Consider the following 17,030-nt stretch of genomic DNA (forward strand, 5'->3'; position numbering starts at 1 on the left):
GCCGAACCACCCGCAGACGCAAGGCAAGATCGAGCGCTGGCACCAGACGCTGAAGAACCGGATCCTGCTCGAGAACCACTATCTGCCCGGCGCGCTCGAGGCCGCCATCGGCGACTTCATCGATCACTACAACCACCGCCGCGTCCACGAGAGCCTCGGTAACGTCACGCCTGCCGATGCCTACTTCGGCAGGGCGCCGGCCATCCTCGAGGAGAGAAGGAGGATCAAGGACGAAACCATCCGGCAGCGCCGCTTGCTCAACCAGCAGCCCGCAGCCTAACGTCAACCCAATCGAGCCAGACCCTCCAAAGCGTCATGGCCTCCGAAGTCCCGAAATATCTGACGACGGACACCTGAGAGCCTCTCTCTCGACCTTCAAACCCGTCACGGCGACAGCCGCAGGCCTCTAACTCTCGACGCCCCGCATGACATGGCGGCCTGACTCGGTACCGATGCGCAGCACCCCACGTCAGGGATGGACGCCCGTCAGGGGGAAGACCCGACGGGGCTTCCGCTTCGTCGACAGCCCGGCCCGCAGGGAGACGCCCCTGTGACTCCTGAAATGGTACAAAACCTCCAACAACAGCACCCAGAGTGGGAGGAAAGGTATCAATCCTGCCTTCGGATCGGCTTCGTGGTATCGATGTTCCCAGCCGTCGCTCTCAATCTGGGGGCTACAGGCTTCCAATCAGTGGTGCTGTCCGAAGCGTGTAGACAGATTTCGGACAGGAGTGCTTCTGACCGCTCATACGGCAACAAACTTGCCAAGTGAAGGAAACTACACTATCAGTCATATCTGACGGTTAAATTATGTTTGGGCGTCAGATATGGCGGTTAAAGTGAACTCTGTAAGCGCGCGTCGAGCCTTGGAGGCTCTGGGCGCAAATATCAAGACGGCGCGCCTGAAGCGGCGGATTTCCGTGAAGGGTTTTGCGGAACGGATCGGCGTGTCCGAAAGCACGGTGGCCCGGCTCGAGAAGGGCGATGACGGTGTGAGCATCGGCACGCTCGCCATGGCGTGTCTCGTCCTAGGCGAGATCGACCGCATCTCGGACTTCCTGGACGCGGGCACAGATGACACCGGATTGCTGCTCGATCGGGAAAGCCTGCCCAAGCGGATCGACCGAAAGCGCACGCCGAAGTCGTCGAGCAAAGGCCAGGACGCGGCTGCTCCGATCGCTGATGGCGATGACGAGGAAGGGGTCGGTTTCTGATGCCCGAGGCCATCGTCGCGCTTGGCGAAGGAAAACGGATCGTGGGACGCCTGCGCTTCGAAAGCGACGGGCGGCGTCAGCATTCTCAGTTCGAATATGACGCGGCCTGGCTCGCCGCCGACGATCGCTTCGCTCTCGCGCCGGGACTGCCGCTGCGCGAAGGCAGTCATTTCTCGTCCGGGAAAGATGACAAGCGCTCGGCGTTGCCGGGCTGCTTTGCCGATGCGGCGCCGGATTCCTGGGGGCGCGCGCTGATGACCAAGGTCTTGGGCGGCGGCCTCAGCGAGTTCGATTATCTCGTGCTGTCAGATGACCGCACCCGGCAAGGCGCGCTGCGTTTTCTCGGGGAGGACATGGAACCGCTCTCAGACCTCACGCCACCCATTCCCCGGCTCGTCGAGCTTGAACGACTCCGAACGCTGGCGCAGCGCTTCGAACGGGATCCGGGCGGGGCCGAAGAAGAAGCGCGCGATCTTGCTGGTGTCGCTGGGTCGCTCGGTGGTGCGCGACCGAAAGCCAATGTCGAGGGCGATGGGCATCTCTGGATCGCCAAGTTCACGTCTGCACAGGACACCAAACCGGTCGAGCGCGCTGAAGTGGCGACGCTGAAACTGGCGCGCATGTGCGGGCTGCGCGTGGCCGATGCTCGGCTTGAGCTGCGCGACAGCGACAGTCCCATTGCGCTGATCCGCCGGTTCGACCGCCGCGGCGACACGCGCATACCCTATATCTCTGCCCGCACTGCGCTGGACTGGCAGAGCGAGGACGGCGGGTTTTACACCGACATCGCCGAGGTGATCCGCCAGATTTCGAGCAAGCCGACCGAGGACCTTCACGAACTCTGGCGACGGATCGTCTTCACCATCCTCGTGTCGAACAAGGACGATCACCTCAAGAACCACGGGTTCATCTATGCTGGGGGCGATCGCTGGCGGCTGTCACCGGCGTTCGACATCAACCCATCACCCTCCCGGCACCGCATTCTGGAGACAGGTATCATCCAGGGTGGATCGTTCGAGGCTTCACTCAAAATCGCTCTGGAAGCGTGCGAGTTCTTCGACGTCAAAATGGAGGAGGGCAAACGACTTGCGCACGAAATGGCAGAAGTCATTACCGGTCGATGGAAGGAAGCTTTCCGAAATGAAGGAGCATCTTCTGAAGATGTTCGTGGTTATGCCAACGCCTTCGAACATGCGGAGACACAGGAGGCATTGAATATTGGGTCATAATACCGACGACGGAGACTGGTAGACTTGCCGATCTCCTTCTCTCCAATTCACGAAGACGGCCGCTGGCACGGATCAACCTGGACCGTCGATGACGAGGACGCGCTAGCGGAAATGATCGCGCGCGTGGCGCTCGGTCAATCGCGGGCGGTCGAGCGCATCTTGTCGGCGACGGATGCATTGCCCGCGGATTACCCCACCGGGGGCTTCGCCGGTGCCATGGCACTGCTCACTGTGGAAGAGGGTGCAGACGCGTATCACAGGGATGGATGGGTCTTTCAGGTCATCTCGTGGATCGCAGCACATCGTCAGGATGACGATGCACTCATCCGAGCACCGCAGATGATCAAGGCTGATAAGGGATTGGACGGTCTGATGATCCAATTCGATGAAGGCGACGTCGCGCGCGTGGTCATCTGCGAAGAAAAAGCGACAGAGAATGCCCGGCAAAAAATCAGTGGATCCGTCTGGCCTGAGTTCGCGAATTTCGAAACAGGTGCCCGTGATAATGAACTCGTCGCGACCGTGACATCGATCTTGGAGCGATCGGGTGACGCGGATGCAGACAAGATTGTCGCCGACATTCTCTGGAGCGATGCACGCGCGTTCAGGGTCGCGGTGACCGTGAATGAGACCCATGCCACCGAGGCTGGGCGAAGGCGGCTGTTCAAAGGCTTCGAGGGAGTGGTGTCCGGAGAAGTCATGCGTCGCCGCGCCGAGACTTTTCTGCTCGACGATATCCGTGCGTGGATCGCCTCAATTGCGGCGAAAGCGGCTAACATCGTAGCGGAAGCTGAGGAGCAGGCCGATGTATGATCCGGACACAGCTGCGCTCATCAGGTCAGCACCGAAGCTCCCCGATCTGGATCGAGAGAGCTTGCCCGATGAGCTATCACGAGCCTTTGCCGAAATCGCCTCGGCGCGGGTGCTTCTCCGCCAAGGAGTCGACGATCCAGAAGGTTTGACCAAAACAATCCACTTCGCGAAACGGCTTGCGCAAGCCTATGAAGCTCTGGTGTCGCTGGATCCGAAACGGGAGAACAGAGCGGCGGCTGGCTTCGTGGCTGCGACGGCGTACCAACTCGTTTATCAGGCGTCCGCTCTGGGCGCGGGGACTCGACCTCCCGCCAGTCTCAGCGTCAACGGCATCAGTCCAGACATCTCGGCAATGCTGCTATTTCTCGTCGCGGAGGCGTCGGCCGACGCGTCCGAAGTGGCTCGGACAATACAGCGCCCTCGGGACTCGCGGCTTGAATCTGAGTTGATCCTCCACTTGATCTGGTTGGCACGCGGGCAAGTCGGACAGATTACCGATCGCAAACGTCTCCGGATGTCGGCGGTCGTGACTGGTTCAGGAGCCGAGCGTGCAAATGCGGCGCTCTATTACCGGCTACTACGCGGCGTGCGGGCGTTGGCCTTCACGCTCCAAGGCCGCCGGATTACGGGTATGGCTGATCCTATTGCAGTCTTCACGGAGGTAAAGGCGCTAGCCGCACCGAAAAGCGAAGATGACATAGACGAGTTAAGCCAAGGCGCTTTTGTGGTTTTCCCGGGGCCTTTTCACTTGGCGAGTCTCTTGATTGCGGCGGGCTCAGCGCTGATGGAGGGAGCCGTCGTCAACTTGCCGCCACCGAACGGCGTTCCGGCGGATCGTTGGCGATCCGCCATGAAAAGCGTGGCCAAGACGCGACCGTATCTGTGGCGCAATCACAAAGAGGCGGCAGCACGAGGATACCTCGAGATTGGAACATCATCGGCAATTGGTTTCCCGACAGGAGCCGGCAAATCGACGACTGCGCAACTAAAGATCCACTCTGTGTTGCTTTCTGGCCGCAAGGCGGTGTTCCTCGCACCGACCCATGCGCTGGTGGATCAGACGGCGCGAGACCTACGCGAGGCATTTCCGACGGCCAGCGTCCAAGGTGAGCGTATCGATGAGTTCGGATTTGCGAGCGGCGAGGACGAGCTACCCGATGTCATGGTGATGACGCCCGAGGCCTGTTTGTTGCTTAGCCATATGGAACCGGAAAGGTTTGAAGATGTAGGACTCCTCATCTTCGACGAATGCCACCTCATCCACCCCGACGATGGAGCGGATCGCCGCGCGATAGACGGCATGCTTTGCATATTGGGGTTTGTGCGGGTCGCACCTGCGGCTGATCTCGTCCTTCTATCCGCCATGATGAAGAACACAGACGAAATTAGTGCTTGGCTAGCAGACCTGACCGGGCGCGCTGCACTTGCGTTGGATAATGCATGGAAACCAACCCGCCAGCTGCGCGGTTGCGTTGTCTATGACATCGCACGCATCCGAAGTTTGGAGAAGCAACTCCGCGAGGGACGTCGGAAGAAGCCAAATGGAGGAGCGCCGGTTGCCTTGCAACGACAGATGACCGCACTTCCGAGCGGTTTCTTTAGCGTGAAACAGACCTGGGTGTCGCAGGCGCGCAGCGACTATGCGCTCGTTCCTTTTTTCTCCGATCCACTGCCGCTTTCCGTAAACAAAGGGTGGGGTTTAACCCCGAATTCCGGAGTAGTCGCCGCTTCAATTGCCGCTGCCGCAGCCAAGACCGGGATCCGTACACTGGTGTTCTCGCAATCCATCCCCAATGCCGTGTCGATTGCCGACAAAGCTGGGAAAGCGTTGGGACCGTGCACTGTTGAATTAACGGAGGCTGAGCGACGCCTTGCGGATATTGCGGCGGACGAACTTGGCGATGCAGAGCAACTTTACTTGGAACTCCAGGACGGGAACCTCGCGGCTTTCGCGACAACCCATCATGGGCAATTGCTGCCTGAGGAGCGCCAACTGGCGGAATCGCTGTACAAGCGCAAAGGCGGTATATCGGTTCTCGCGGCTACGCCAACGCTCGGTCAAGGGATGAATCTGCCTGCGGAACTCGTCATCATCGCCGAAGACAGTCAGTACAACGCCGATGCCGGCCGCCGCGACATTTTGGACCCGGAAGATTTGCTGAACGCTGCAGGCCGGGCGGGGCGTGCCGGTGAGAGTGCGACCGGCATCGTGTTGGTGATCCCAGGAAAAGTCGTTGGTCTTGACGACAAGGAGAATAAGATCGGCTCCCGGTGGTCGCGCTTACGGGACATCTTCGGTCAGTCGGATCAATGCTTGGTGCTTGATGACCCGTTTACGGCGTTGATGGACCGCATCCATGATAGAACGTCAGAGATTGGTGATCTCGAGAAATACGTGGTCGCGCGCCTCGCTGAGACCAGCGAAGGCGAAGATGGCGTCAAAGACGTACGTCTCGGTCTTGCCCGCAGTTTCGGAGCCTTCCGCAAAAGGCAGGCCGCTGAAGAAGACTGGATTGCCAGTCGAACTGCTGCCGCTTTGGCGCTCTTGAGCGACGGCGACGAAGTGTCTGCCGTGGACCGGCAGCCACTTCGCGATCTGGCCTCGATGGTTGGTATGCCAGAAGATGTTCTTGCAACACTTGCCAAAGATGTTGTCGAAAGCGGTCTAGCCGCAAACACGACCGTGGCGGATTGGTGTGCGTGGATGTTCGAATGGCTGCAAAGGCATCCAAATGAGATGTTCAGGCTTCTAAAGATTGAAAGTGTTGAATACCTACTTGGCAAAGAGTTCAAAGAACTTGGCACAAACGCGGACCGGGCGGCTTTCGCTGTTCCTCTGTTGCGATCCGCGCTTAGTGAATGGATGGGTGGTGCTGCACTTGTCAACATTCAGAAGGTGCTTTCTCAAAAACCACGGGACATCAAACGCAGCACAAGTGCGCGGAAATTTGTCATCCGCTTAGTTCCTGACCTCGCGCATGTGCTGGCCGTTCCGCATCAGATATTCCTTCGCCTTATCAGTGCCGAGAAAGACGAACCGGTCGAGGCTAGCCCGGGTCTGACATATTTGAACCAGTGTATCCGACGTGGCTACATCAGTGCTGAAATGGCTGCTTATGCGGTCCAGATGCGATCTGCCAAATGGGCGAGACGGGAGACCCATCGACGCTTTGCGGAAGTCGCGGTACACCTCAAGCCGGCTCAGGAGGGGGAGACGATTTCGGCGCTCGAAGCGCGGGTCGAAGCATCCTCAGACGCAGAGCTGAATAGTCGAAACTGGTCGGACCTACCGTAGCGTATGGATGCAAAAGTATCATCGCCATGGGTGTGTTAGCCGTGCCATTCTGTTGCTTGAACTGGTCCAGCCTGCAGAGAACGGACTGTAGACGTGGGGATTAATCGGCAGCTTCGAAACCTGAGTTGCGCGCGGTTCGCACCCTTCGACATAGATAGTGAACTGCTTCGCGGATTGTCTCGTTCGAAGACCTCGAGTGCTTAAATCGTGTGGCCGCTGAAACTTTTGCGAAATCATTCACAGATCTTGAGGACAGCGTGGACGCTCGGAAATGGTACGGTCAGGCATGACCGGTCGGGCTCATCATGCCGCGGCGAGCATGTCGACGAAGACATGCTTCAGCCGGATCGTGTGGTGACCGCTTTGCACAACTGCGTTTTCGAGGACTGCAAGAGACGATGGGTGTGGCGTGTCAGGCGCCATGGCTGCTGGTTCTCCATAGTCTTTGCGCAACCGTGCATCGACATAAGAAACAATGTCCTCGACCGGCACACCAAGCACATAGCCCAACATGAAGCCCCATTGGTGACCAGCGGCGTACTTTCCCGAGACGAACCGATGAACACCCTGCGTCACATAGCTTCCGTTCAATGTGGCGTCACCCGGGCGGACGCGTTTACACTCAACCGCGACATAAGCGTCTTCGTCGCCAAACTGGTGAAGGAACTGAAGACTAATGTCGATCCTGCCAAGGATTGTCTGATCGGTCGTTGCCATATCCTCGAGTTCGTGCTCTCCGCGAACCTGTAAGTTGGTGTAGCCGAGCGCCTTCTTCACTCGCCTCATGGCTTTCCTCACAACGATGGTCGTGGGCACCTCAAGCATTCCTGGCTTGATGTCCGCGCGAGCTTCGTCGGCACCGCGACAGACGAGATCGAGCACAGTCGCGATCTGATCGTCGGAAAGCGCGAAGGCGGGGCTGCCGTACGGTATATCAGGCGTGAGCAGCGGCATCCGGCCTCCGCATCCAATGGTCTGCGAGGATGACATCGGCATCGTTGAGGCCAGCGGTGCGGGTCCAATAGCGAGCTTCCGACGGTTTCAGGATGAAGAGATCCATGTCGTTGTAGAGGCGGAGTTGGCGGCGTTCATTCAGATACGGGGGTAAGTCGCTTTCAAATTGGCCGCGTAGCTTGGCGGCGAGGTTTTCGAGGTCAAAAGGATCGCCTTCGCGGATGGTTGGACGTTCGCTTGGAGCACCGGAAGCCATGACGAAGCGCACTGCAGTAATACCGGGCACGCCGGCAGACCAGTCGGCTTGCGCGAGACTCCTTGGATACACGGATGCTTCGAGATGGCGCTCACCCCGTGCTCGGAGGTAGGCGTTCACAGTGAGCATTACTTGGCGAGCGTAGTCTCGGAGAGCGTCGATGGGTGGCGGTACTATGAGGCCAAGGCGCTCTTTCCGGTTCTCGAATATCAGGTAGCGAGCCCGTTCGACGCTATCAGAAGCAACCACGCGCTCTTCGGTTTCTAGGTCGTAAAGGTCGAACACCGCTTCATCGAGCTTAGCTAGCCGCTCTGGATCTTGCGGCGCAGCAGCAGCTATGCGTTCCGCGCGTACTAAGGCATCAAGCTTTTCACGACTGCCTTTGTGCAGAGAAGGCACTCGCAAGGAGAGCAAATCGTGAGGTTCTACGGTCGGGCGTTCCAGCCCCCAAGTCGGCCCCCCGAGCGCGAACTGGAAAGCTGTAAGGCTTGAATTCAAAATACCTGAAAGCGCGTATGCGTAAGCAGGATCAACGTCGCGGAACGAAACGCCGTAAAAGTTTTGCGTATAAAGAACGTCGCCTCTATGGACTGCTGCGCTGTACCGGCCGCGTTCCGCTCCCGAGCTGTTGCCCACCTTGGAGCAGAGCAAAAGAGGTCCACGAAAAATTCCCTCGCGCCGAGGACGGTGCAGCGTCTTGTGGCTGAACGGCGAAAGTGCGTGTTCTTCAAGACGGAATGCGGTGAAAACGTCTGGCGTCAGAACTTTTAGTCGAGCGTAATGCTCAGGCGGCACATTGGCATCGCCCCGCACCTGGAAGCCTTGGCCGCGGTGGTTTGTCTCATCACGACCGAGTGCGTCGAGCACTGAGCCAAATGTTGGGAAAGCCCGCTCAAGCTTCTCAATCAACCAGCCGTCACGGACAGTCCCGAATGTTGCCGCCTTCAGGAATGGTGGAACGGCCAAGACGCGATCAAGGGGAACGGAACGTATCTCGCTAGGCCCAACATTGAACACGCCTGTTCGTCGAAAGTCCGGTGTCCACGGAATTGAGCCAACGAGAACGCGTGCTGTATCGGGAGCAAGGACGCATCGTGAAAAGAACAGTAGTGCAGGTCCCAGCGCATCCGGAAAGAGTTCCTCGCGCCTCAAGTAGGAGAGATTGATCAAGGCTGCGGGCGACAGGCGCTCTAGGAGCGCCGTTCTGGCTTCGATTGCATGAACGTCTTTCGAGAAGAAGGGCGTGGCCTTCATGATCATCCCGATCCGCCCCGTATCGCCGGCGAGCTTCGCTGCTAGGGCCAAGAAAGCCTGGTCGGGGCTTCGGCGAGGCCGGAGGGTTCCCGCATCGCCCTTGGCACGTTTTGGCGACCCACCTCGCTGCCCCACGAAGGTCCAGGGTGGGTTGCCGACGATAGCCTCGAATGGCCGAGCTGTGAGAGCATCGGGAAGCGGCCCTACTAATGAGTCAGCTTCAAAAAGAGTTCTGCCTATCAGATGATCAAACTTGAGGTCCCTCACGTCGCTTACGGGCTCTTCGTCGAGCTCTAGCGCAGCCAGATAGAGGCTAAAGGCGGCGATCCCGAGGGCTGAACGGTTTATGTCGACGCCGAAGAGCTGCCGATAAAGAATATCTCGGACGAGCTTACGAGAGGCTGGCTTATCGCCGGTGGCGCGCCAAACGAGTCGCCGGAACGCTTCGACAAGAAAAGCCCCGGAACCGCAAGCTGGATCAACTATCCGTGCCGTCTCAGGAAGGGCCTCAAAAACTGGATCCAACGTGAGGTGAACGAGCTCAACCGGGGTGTAGTGAAGGCCTTGCGCGTCGGCTTCCTCTGCGGCGCTTGATCGTGCGAATTGCTGATAGATCGAACTGACAAGGTCGACGGGGATGGCGTTAAAACGAAACCGAAAGAGCCGCCCTTGACCGCGTCGTTCCGGAATAAGGCTTCGGCCTTCGACGAAGTCTCTAAGGTACGAAAGGTGTTCGGGCATTAGGTGCTGGCGCTCCGCGCCGGGGTCATCCATCGGGAAGAGGTCCCCGTTGAACGTCGATCGAAGCCAGTCGAAGAGCCGGAACGCGCTTTCTGGTGTCGCGAGCATTGCGCTTAGATCTGAAGGTAGGTTCGGCGGCAAGAATGGCTGAGCCAATCCGCGATCGAGGAGATACCACGTAAAAATGCAGCGCCCGATGAAGCGTTGCGCGAGATCGCGCGCCAGCGCTGGGCTGGTCAACTGGCCATCGTTGGGTGTCAGTTCGACCAGACGCTGTTCTAGAGCCTTAATCTCGGCAAGAAGCTCGCGGTCTACGCGGTGCCGTCTGCTGATTTTGGAGCCGATTGCGCTTGACCAGAATGCACCGGTTTCGGTCGCAAGCCGTCCGCAGGCGGCATTGAGTTCGCGAAGCCGATCGTCTGAGTCGATCACGAAACGTCCGAGAACGGCGGGCGCCACGTCTTTGCTGTCATCGCCGACCGGCGACGCGTAGCAGTCGTAAAGTCTTACGTCAGTAGGTGTGACAATCCACAAAAGCGGTGCAACGCCGATGTTCCAAGCCGCTTCGTGCCAGAAACGGATGTCCGCCTCGTCAGGGGGCTCATTGCCGGCATCCTTAAAGATGCTTATCGCCGCGCTTTGTGCTGAGAACACGGCGTCGGCCTCAAGTCCTACGCGATCGTCCGTAAGAACGGCTCGTAGCTTGGCCGCCGCGGTATCGCCTGACAGGACAAGTCCAGGAGCGGGGCGGCCAGAGCCCGCAAGATAGCCTGTCGCTTGCAGGACCTTTTCGAATGCCGCGCTTCTCACGCCGACCTCCGTTTGCGCTCGCTCACGATCTGGCCCGTCCGACGCGCAGGCTTGCCCACGTCCACCGCTGGAAAGAGGTCGAGTTGCCTGCCGATCCCGGCTGGTTTTGGCAGAGCGAAACCTTCGGAGAGGATAAGAAGATGAGGGTTGAGCTGAATTACGATCGAATCCTGCCTTAGCGAATCAGCGGTTGGATCGACTAGCTGCCATCTGTCGCCACCCTGCAAGACTAGGGTGCTGTCCCACAGTCCTACAAACGACCTCCCGTGAAAACCTTGGCGCAAGCTTGCAAGAAGGGGGCGATGTGCTTGAAGTTCGACATGGAAACGGTCGCGAAGTGTCGCAGCAAGTCGCAACAGCAGGATTGTCTGCCAGCTGTACTGTGCGGGCGAGCCCTGGGTCTTGGGAGGCACGTCCGCTGGGATGAGCGCGCGACGGCTTGTCCACTCTCGCAGCGTAGGGCTCGAAAGGCCAGTAAGGCTTAGCGCTTGGCGCGTTTTGACGAGCCTCATGATCCCTCCGCAAGTTCGAGTCTTGGACTCGACTCTTACAGAAGGTTGGGTATCAGACTCGACCTTTTCAGTAAACGGCCAATCCAAGCGATTACAATGGGCCGCGGTTTCTCATCTCGAGTTTGAAACGTCGAAGACGTCGGCTAAGTGCATGGGCGTGCCTCGATCAGCATGTCGTCGATGGCATTCCGCCGTGTCTGCCGGTCGAGAGTGTAAGTGTTCCGTCTGAACTCCACCCCTTCGAGGAGCGCCTTCACGTAGCCCGAAACGGTGTCGGCGGCCATGATCAAGGTCGAGTCCAGCGTGTGGACGTACTTGCTCGTGACCGAACCTTTGGCGTGCCCGATGAGCGCGGCAATGGTGATTTCGGTGAAGCCAAGATCGTTGGCGATGCTGGCGAAGCTGTGCCGCAGGACGTGCGGCGTAACATCCCAGAGCGGGGTATCGGCGAAGAGCTTCTTCCAGCTTTGCGGAAAGTTTCCGACGGCGTTGTCTTCGCTCTGGCCGGGAAAGACGAACGTCCCATCCCGTTTAAGGTGGGAGGCTTCGAGATAATCGATCACCGGAAGACCGACAGGGCGGACAGATGCGCCTTCCTTGCTGTCCTTCAATCGAAGGCAGCTGCCCTCGATATCGACTTCGCTCCAGCGAAGACCGATGATCTCGCCACGTCGGCAACCGGTCAGGGCGATAAGGCGGAGGATCTCTGCGTGGATGCCATAGTGACTGTCGTTCTGGACCTTCTTTAGGATGCCGCCCAGCGTTCGATATTCGGCTTCGCTCAGACGCCTGTCGCGCACCTTGTATCTGGGCTTCTTGAGCCCGTGCGTCGGGTTATGATCGATGATCCCCGCCTCGATCGCGTAGGTGAAGATGCCGCCGAGAAGCCCCATGGTGCGGATAGCGGTGCCGCGGCCGCCGCGCACAATGGCTTTGCCGCGCAACTTCTCTGTCTTCATCACCACGCGCGTCTTCCCGGCGATGATGTCCTTCATCAGGTTGTTCATGTCCGGCTTGGTGATGTCCTTGATCCTCCGCGTACCGAGCAAGGGGATGATGTGCCGGCGGATGCGCCCGACGTCGGTCGCGACCGTGGTCGCCTTCTTTGGGCGACCGCCTTTTCCGAGCACAAGGCCCGCCTCCATATCGGCGATGTATTGCTCGCACAGTTCCCGAACCGTGACCGCTCGACGCTCTTCCTCCCGCTCGGCTGCGGGGTCATCACCCTGGGCGACATCCCCCAAGCGTACCTTCGCCTCGCGGCGGGCAGTTTCCGGGGTCCACACGCCGTGCAAGCCAATGGAGTAGCGGCGCGACCGCCCGCGTGCGCGATACTGAATGACGTAGCTTCGCTTGCCGGACGGAAAGACCCGCAGCCCAAAGCCCGGCAGTTCATCATCCCAGATGATGTAATCCTTGGCCTGCGGCTCGGCGCCGTCTACGGTTCGCTTCGTGATCTTCGCCATCGTTTCGGTCCCTGTCGGACCCGGATTTCGCGTAAGCACCACGTAAGCACTTGGGAGCAAATTCCGGGGTTGTCGCGGGATAGAGTTTTCGGAGCGTCGATTCGGAAAGTCTATCTGGAACAGCGGTTTATCGTGCTCTGGCGTGCTCTGTCGCGCAATTCGGAAAGGCCATTAAGCCAGCTCCGAAGGCAGAGGTCACAGGTTCGAATCCTGTCGGGTGCGCCAATTCTCTCAAATAAATCACGTAGTTACAGAAGCGGTCTTCGTGACCAGCCTGTGCTCAGGATTATTTGGCACAATTTTGGCACACCCGGCACAGCACGGGAGTGACCGACATGGCAACGATCCGCGAGAAAGCCCCCTACCAGTGGGCGGTTCAGATCAGGCGCAAAGGCTGGCCAAACCAAAGCGCGACCTTCCGCACCAGGAAGGACGCGCAAGCCTGGGCGCGCAAGATCGAATCCGACATGGACCGCGGGCTCTTCATCGACCAGAGCGGCGCGCAGCACACCACGCTCGCCGATCTCATCGCCATCTATCTCAAGGAGGTGACGGACAAGCGCCCGGGCGAGGACTCGCGCATTGCCGAGCGCTCCCGGCTTGAGCGCTTTCTGCGTGAGGAAGCGGCGCTATGCTCATACGCTGTTTCCAACCTGACGCCGGAGCACTTCGAAGACTACCGGGACCGGCGCCTTGCACAGCCGGTCAGCCGGGGAAAAAAGCCCGCAAAGAGCGCCAAGACGATTGCGCCGGGAACGGTGAAGCGCGAGCTCACGCTGCTCAAACGCGTCATCGATCACCGCAAGCGCCGACTCGGCCTGCTGATCAACCCGGTCAACACCGAGGACGTGAAGCGTCCTGCCGTCAATGATGAGCGTGATGTCCGGCTCACTAAGGATGAGCTTAAGCGCCTGCTGTCGGCTTGCGAGGAATCGCGCGTTGGCTGGCTCCGGCCTTTCGTCGAGCTCGCTTTTGAAACCGGCGCGCGGCGCGGCAGCCTTCTTCGCCTGCGCTGGTGCGATGTCGATCTTGAAGGCCGCGCGGCGCTGCTGCGCGGCATCAAGAACAGCCGCAATCCCGGTATCGTCATCGATCACCCGATCGGGCTCTCACCGCGTGCGGTCGATCTGCTCACCGCGTGGCGGGCGGCCAAGTCAGAGGATGAGGCGGATAGGGAAGAGGACGGCGAAGAGCGCGTCTTCCCGGTGAGCGCGAACGCGCTGCGTCTTGCTTTCAACAGGGCGCGCAAGCGGGCGGGCGTTGCGCATTTTCGCTTTCACGATACGCGGCATGAGCGCACCTCCAACCTCTTCGAAGCGGGCTGGTCGCTCATCCAGGTGATGGCGCAGACCGGGCACAAGGACCCGAAATCGGTGAAACGCTATGCCAACCTGAGCAAAGAGCATCTCGCCGATGCGCTGGCACAGTTGCCGCAGTAAAAACGATGGGGCGGGAGGTTAAGTAACTCTCCCGTCCTACCAATATTAACTTACAAATAATCAATAAGATGATAATATTATGAGATGATTAGATTATGCGTTTTGCTATGCACCATTTTGATGCTGGAATGTATATTTAGCGCTTCTGCTGATGCCGAAGAGGCGGCGACCGGAAGCCGGGACCGCGGCCTCATTGAAGTGCCGTGGAAAGGCCCGGTGGAGGTCGTTTGCCGCCCGGCACCATCCGATAGCACGGCTGCGGCCGAGTTGATCGTTCTTGAGGAAGGGCAAAGCCCGGAGGATGTCTGTCCGCCGGGCCGCATGGCGGGGTTCTACTTCTCGGTATCCGAAACAATCACCGGCGCACCGCCGCCCCAAACGGAGGTGCCGCCATCCGACTAGCGCTTCTTGCAGTCCTGTTGGTTTCAAGCGCCGCGCTGCCCCTTTCCACGGCGCGCGCAGACTGCACGAACCCCGCCCGGCCGGAAAAGACGATTGTCTACGCGAGCGACCATAAGGTCCTGCAATATTGCGACGGAACGAACTGGATCGCGATGCATGCGCCGGGTTCCGGCAGCGGCGGGTGCACGAACCCGGTCAAGGATGAAGGCGCACTCGTTTTCAATGAGGATCATCACATTTTTCAGACCTGCGCCGGCAATCAGTGGATGGGCGTCGGGCTGCCGGGCGGTCCGAGTTGGGCAGCGGCAGAGCTTAGGGCCACCTTCAGGGGAGACGATACCGCTGCCGGAGATACCTTTGGCCTGGACAGGGCTGCCGCACTGCGGGGCGATCTGGCTTTGGTGGGTTCGGAACTCACTAACGGCGATAAGGGCGCCGCCTATCTCTTCGACGTCAGCGATCCGGCCAGCCCGGTGCAGCTGTCAAAGATGATGGCATTTGATACGGGGAGTTCCTCCTTTCTGTACTTCGGGAATGCGGTGACGATACGGGACGATATGGTGCTGATCGCTGCGAGAGCGATCGACTGTTCGGCTTCTGTCTATTACTGCGGTGCTGCTTACCTGTTCGATATTAGCGATCCGTCAAATCCAGTTGCAAAGGCCAAAATCACTGCATCGGATGCACAGGCTAATGATGCCTTCGGCTCCTCGGTCGCCGCCCCGACCTCCGGCAATCTCGCGCTTGTCGGCGCGGCTCAATACTTAGGGACCCAACGCGGCAAAACTTATGTTTTTGATGTTAGTGACCTGGACAACCCGGTCGAACTGGCCAAGATCACGGCCTCGGATGCTGCCGACGGCGATGAGTTCGGACGTGATTTATCAGCTTCGGGCAATCTCGCGCTGATCGGCGCATGGAGAGACGATACGGCCGCTGGAGCCGATACCGGCTCGGCTTATCTATTCGATATCAGCGATCCGGCGAACCCCATAGAACGATCAAAGATTGTGCCTGGGGACATTACGCCTGGTGCCCGGTTTGGAACCACCATGCACCTCTCAGGCAGTCTGGCCATTGTCAGTGCCTACTTGAGCAACACAGTTGCGGGGGCCCAGGCAGGTGCGGCCTATCTTTACGATCTCAGTGATCCCGATAATCCAGTGCAGCTTGCCAAGATCGAGCCGGATGACCCGTCCGCCGGGGATCGTTTTGGTTTTGACGTACAGATCGACGGCGACCGCGCCTTCATCGGCGCTTACTTTGCCGACACCGCTTCCGGCACTGACTCCGGCGCGCTCTATGTCTTCGATATTTCCGACCCCGGCAACCCGGCGCAGATCGCAAAGCTGCTGCCGCCGCCACAGCCTAACCCCGATCCCCACTTCCCGAACAATATCCTTATCTCCGGCGATAAGATCCTGGCGACCGGAGTTTATGGTGACTCCGCCGGCACAGACTCCGGCGAAGCCTATCTTTTCCAGGCTACCTATCCCGGCACTTGCTCGGAGCCGGACGGCACGGCAGGAGCGTTGGTCTACAATTACGATTATCGCGTCTACCAATATTGCGATGGCGCGAATTGGGTGCCGGTAGGAAAGGCGACGACAACTTACGCGGACCGCACCCCCGATGCGTTTGACTTTACGAATGAAACGGGTACCGCGTTCTCGACAATTGTCCAATCCAATATCGTGACAATTACCGGCATTGGTGCGGGGATCAGTGTCAGCATCACCGGCGGCGGCTCCCCTGAATTTCGGGTCAATGGCGGCACGTGGGTGACCAGCGGCACGATCGATGACGGCGATACGCTCCAACTCCGCCTGACCAGCAACGCCGCAGGTAGCACGACGAACAGCGCCACGGTGACGGTCGGGAGCACAAGCGACCAATGGGACGTGACCACAGGCTCCGGCAGCCCTACCGGGTGCCCGAATATCGGCGATGAGTGCGACGACGGCACGGTCTATGCTGGCCTGTCGCCGGACGGCAACGAACCGATGTATACGACGCCCGCCGATGCGGGGCAGTTCACCTGGAACAACGGCACGGCTAACTGGGTCGATACGGCAATGGCCAACAACTCGTATGCAACGGGGGAAGCAAACACGGCGCTGCTCGTCGGGCTGGCCGATGCCGCCTCGCCCTATGCGGCGGCCGTCTATTGCGATGGCCTGACGAACGTTCACGGCCACAGCGACTGGTATCTGCCGGCAATGAATGAACTCGACGTGATGTATGACAATCACGCGGCGATCGGCGGATTCAACACCAGCGGTTCGTTTCCCGCGGGGTCCTACTGGTCTTCGTCGGAGAGCAATAACAGCAATGCGCCGCTCCAGAGATTCAGCGATGGCCTCCAGTTCAACGGTCTTAAGGATAATGTGTTGTCCGTCCGGTGTGTCAGAAGATGAATCATTCACGCGGCATGGCTTTCGATTTGTTCGGCGATTGTCGGCCGTCCTCGGCTGCGCTTCACCGGAAGCGGCAGGGTTTGGAATTGCGGTGATGCGATTTGCCGGTGCTTATCGATCCACGCATCCAGATTGTCCGTCGTCAGATATTTCGGGACTTCGGAGGCCATGACGCTTTGGAGGGTCTGGCTCGATTGGGTTGACGTTAGGCTGCGGGCTGCTGGTTGA

Annotated in this window: 11 protein-coding genes; 7 read left to right on the forward strand and 4 right to left on the reverse strand. The window is 59.2% G+C overall.

Going from position 1 to position 17,030, the window contains the following annotated elements; genetic code table 11:
* From Q331_RS0118570 to Q331_RS0118590, 5 genes are all read left to right on the forward strand, one after another.
* Positions 1–280, forward strand: a 280-nt coding sequence (locus Q331_RS0118570) for an integrase core domain-containing protein (RefSeq protein ID WP_026381896.1), incomplete at its 5' end; no start/stop codon positions are given.
* 547 nt (positions 281–827) lie between these two features.
* Positions 828–1,214, forward strand: a complete 387-nt coding sequence (locus tag Q331_RS22665; protein WP_084175157.1) for a helix-turn-helix domain-containing protein — start codon at positions 828–830, stop codon at positions 1,212–1,214.
* Complete coding sequence (locus Q331_RS0118580) at positions 1,214–2,443, forward strand: type II toxin-antitoxin system HipA family toxin (protein ID WP_026381897.1); 1,230 nt, start codon at positions 1,214–1,216, stop codon at positions 2,441–2,443. The genes Q331_RS22665 and Q331_RS0118580 overlap by 1 nt, the downstream gene beginning before the upstream one ends.
* Before the next feature lie 24 nt (positions 2,444–2,467).
* Positions 2,468–3,256: a hypothetical protein gene (locus tag Q331_RS0118585; RefSeq protein WP_026381898.1), complete on the forward strand. Its 789-nt coding sequence runs from the start codon at positions 2,468–2,470 to the stop codon at positions 3,254–3,256.
* The gene (locus Q331_RS0118590) at positions 3,249–6,551 is read left to right on the forward strand and encodes a DEAD/DEAH box helicase (protein ID WP_026381899.1); all 3,303 of its coding nucleotides are present in this window, start codon (positions 3,249–3,251) and stop codon (positions 6,549–6,551) included. The genes Q331_RS0118585 and Q331_RS0118590 overlap by 8 nt, the downstream gene beginning before the upstream one ends.
* A 303-nt stretch (positions 6,552–6,854) precedes the next feature.
* On the opposite strand, the gene Q331_RS23300 is transcribed toward Q331_RS0118590, so the two are convergent.
* The 3 genes from Q331_RS23300 to Q331_RS0118615 form a co-directional block, all read right to left on the reverse strand.
* The gene (locus Q331_RS23300; RefSeq protein WP_026381900.1) at positions 6,855–7,505 is read right to left on the reverse strand and encodes a hypothetical protein; all 651 of its coding nucleotides are present in this window, start codon (positions 7,503–7,505) and stop codon (positions 6,855–6,857) included.
* The gene (locus Q331_RS23600) at positions 7,486–10,566 is read right to left on the reverse strand and encodes an HsdM family class I SAM-dependent methyltransferase (RefSeq protein ID WP_084175158.1); all 3,081 of its coding nucleotides are present in this window, start codon (positions 10,564–10,566) and stop codon (positions 7,486–7,488) included. The genes Q331_RS23300 and Q331_RS23600 overlap by 20 nt, the downstream gene beginning before the upstream one ends.
* A 655-nt stretch (positions 10,567–11,221) precedes the next feature.
* Positions 11,222–12,544, reverse strand: coding sequence for a tyrosine-type recombinase/integrase (locus Q331_RS0118615; protein ID WP_026381903.1), 1,323 nt, complete (start codon positions 12,542–12,544; stop codon positions 11,222–11,224).
* Positions 12,545–12,879: 335 nt separating this feature from the next.
* Here Q331_RS0118615 and Q331_RS23305 point away from each other — a divergent pair, with 335 nt between their 5' ends.
* Together Q331_RS23305 and Q331_RS0118625 are read left to right on the forward strand one after the other, a co-directional pair.
* Entirely contained in the window at positions 12,880–13,983 is a 1,104-nt protein-coding gene (locus tag Q331_RS23305) for a tyrosine-type recombinase/integrase (RefSeq protein WP_026381904.1), read from the forward strand.
* A 419-nt stretch (positions 13,984–14,402) separates the two neighbouring features.
* Entirely contained in the window at positions 14,403–16,802 is a 2,400-nt protein-coding gene (locus Q331_RS0118625; protein WP_026381905.1) for an Lcl domain-containing protein, read from the forward strand.
* Positions 16,803–16,807: 5 nt separating this feature from the next.
* On the opposite strand, the gene Q331_RS23855 is transcribed toward Q331_RS0118625, so the two are convergent.
* Positions 16,808–17,030: hypothetical protein (locus Q331_RS23855; protein ID WP_210164990.1), on the reverse strand; the 223-nt coding region annotated here is incomplete at its 5' end.

The organism is Afifella pfennigii DSM 17143, from assembly GCF_000688515.1.
Lineage (GTDB): Bacteria > Pseudomonadota > Alphaproteobacteria > Rhizobiales > Afifellaceae > Afifella > Afifella pfennigii.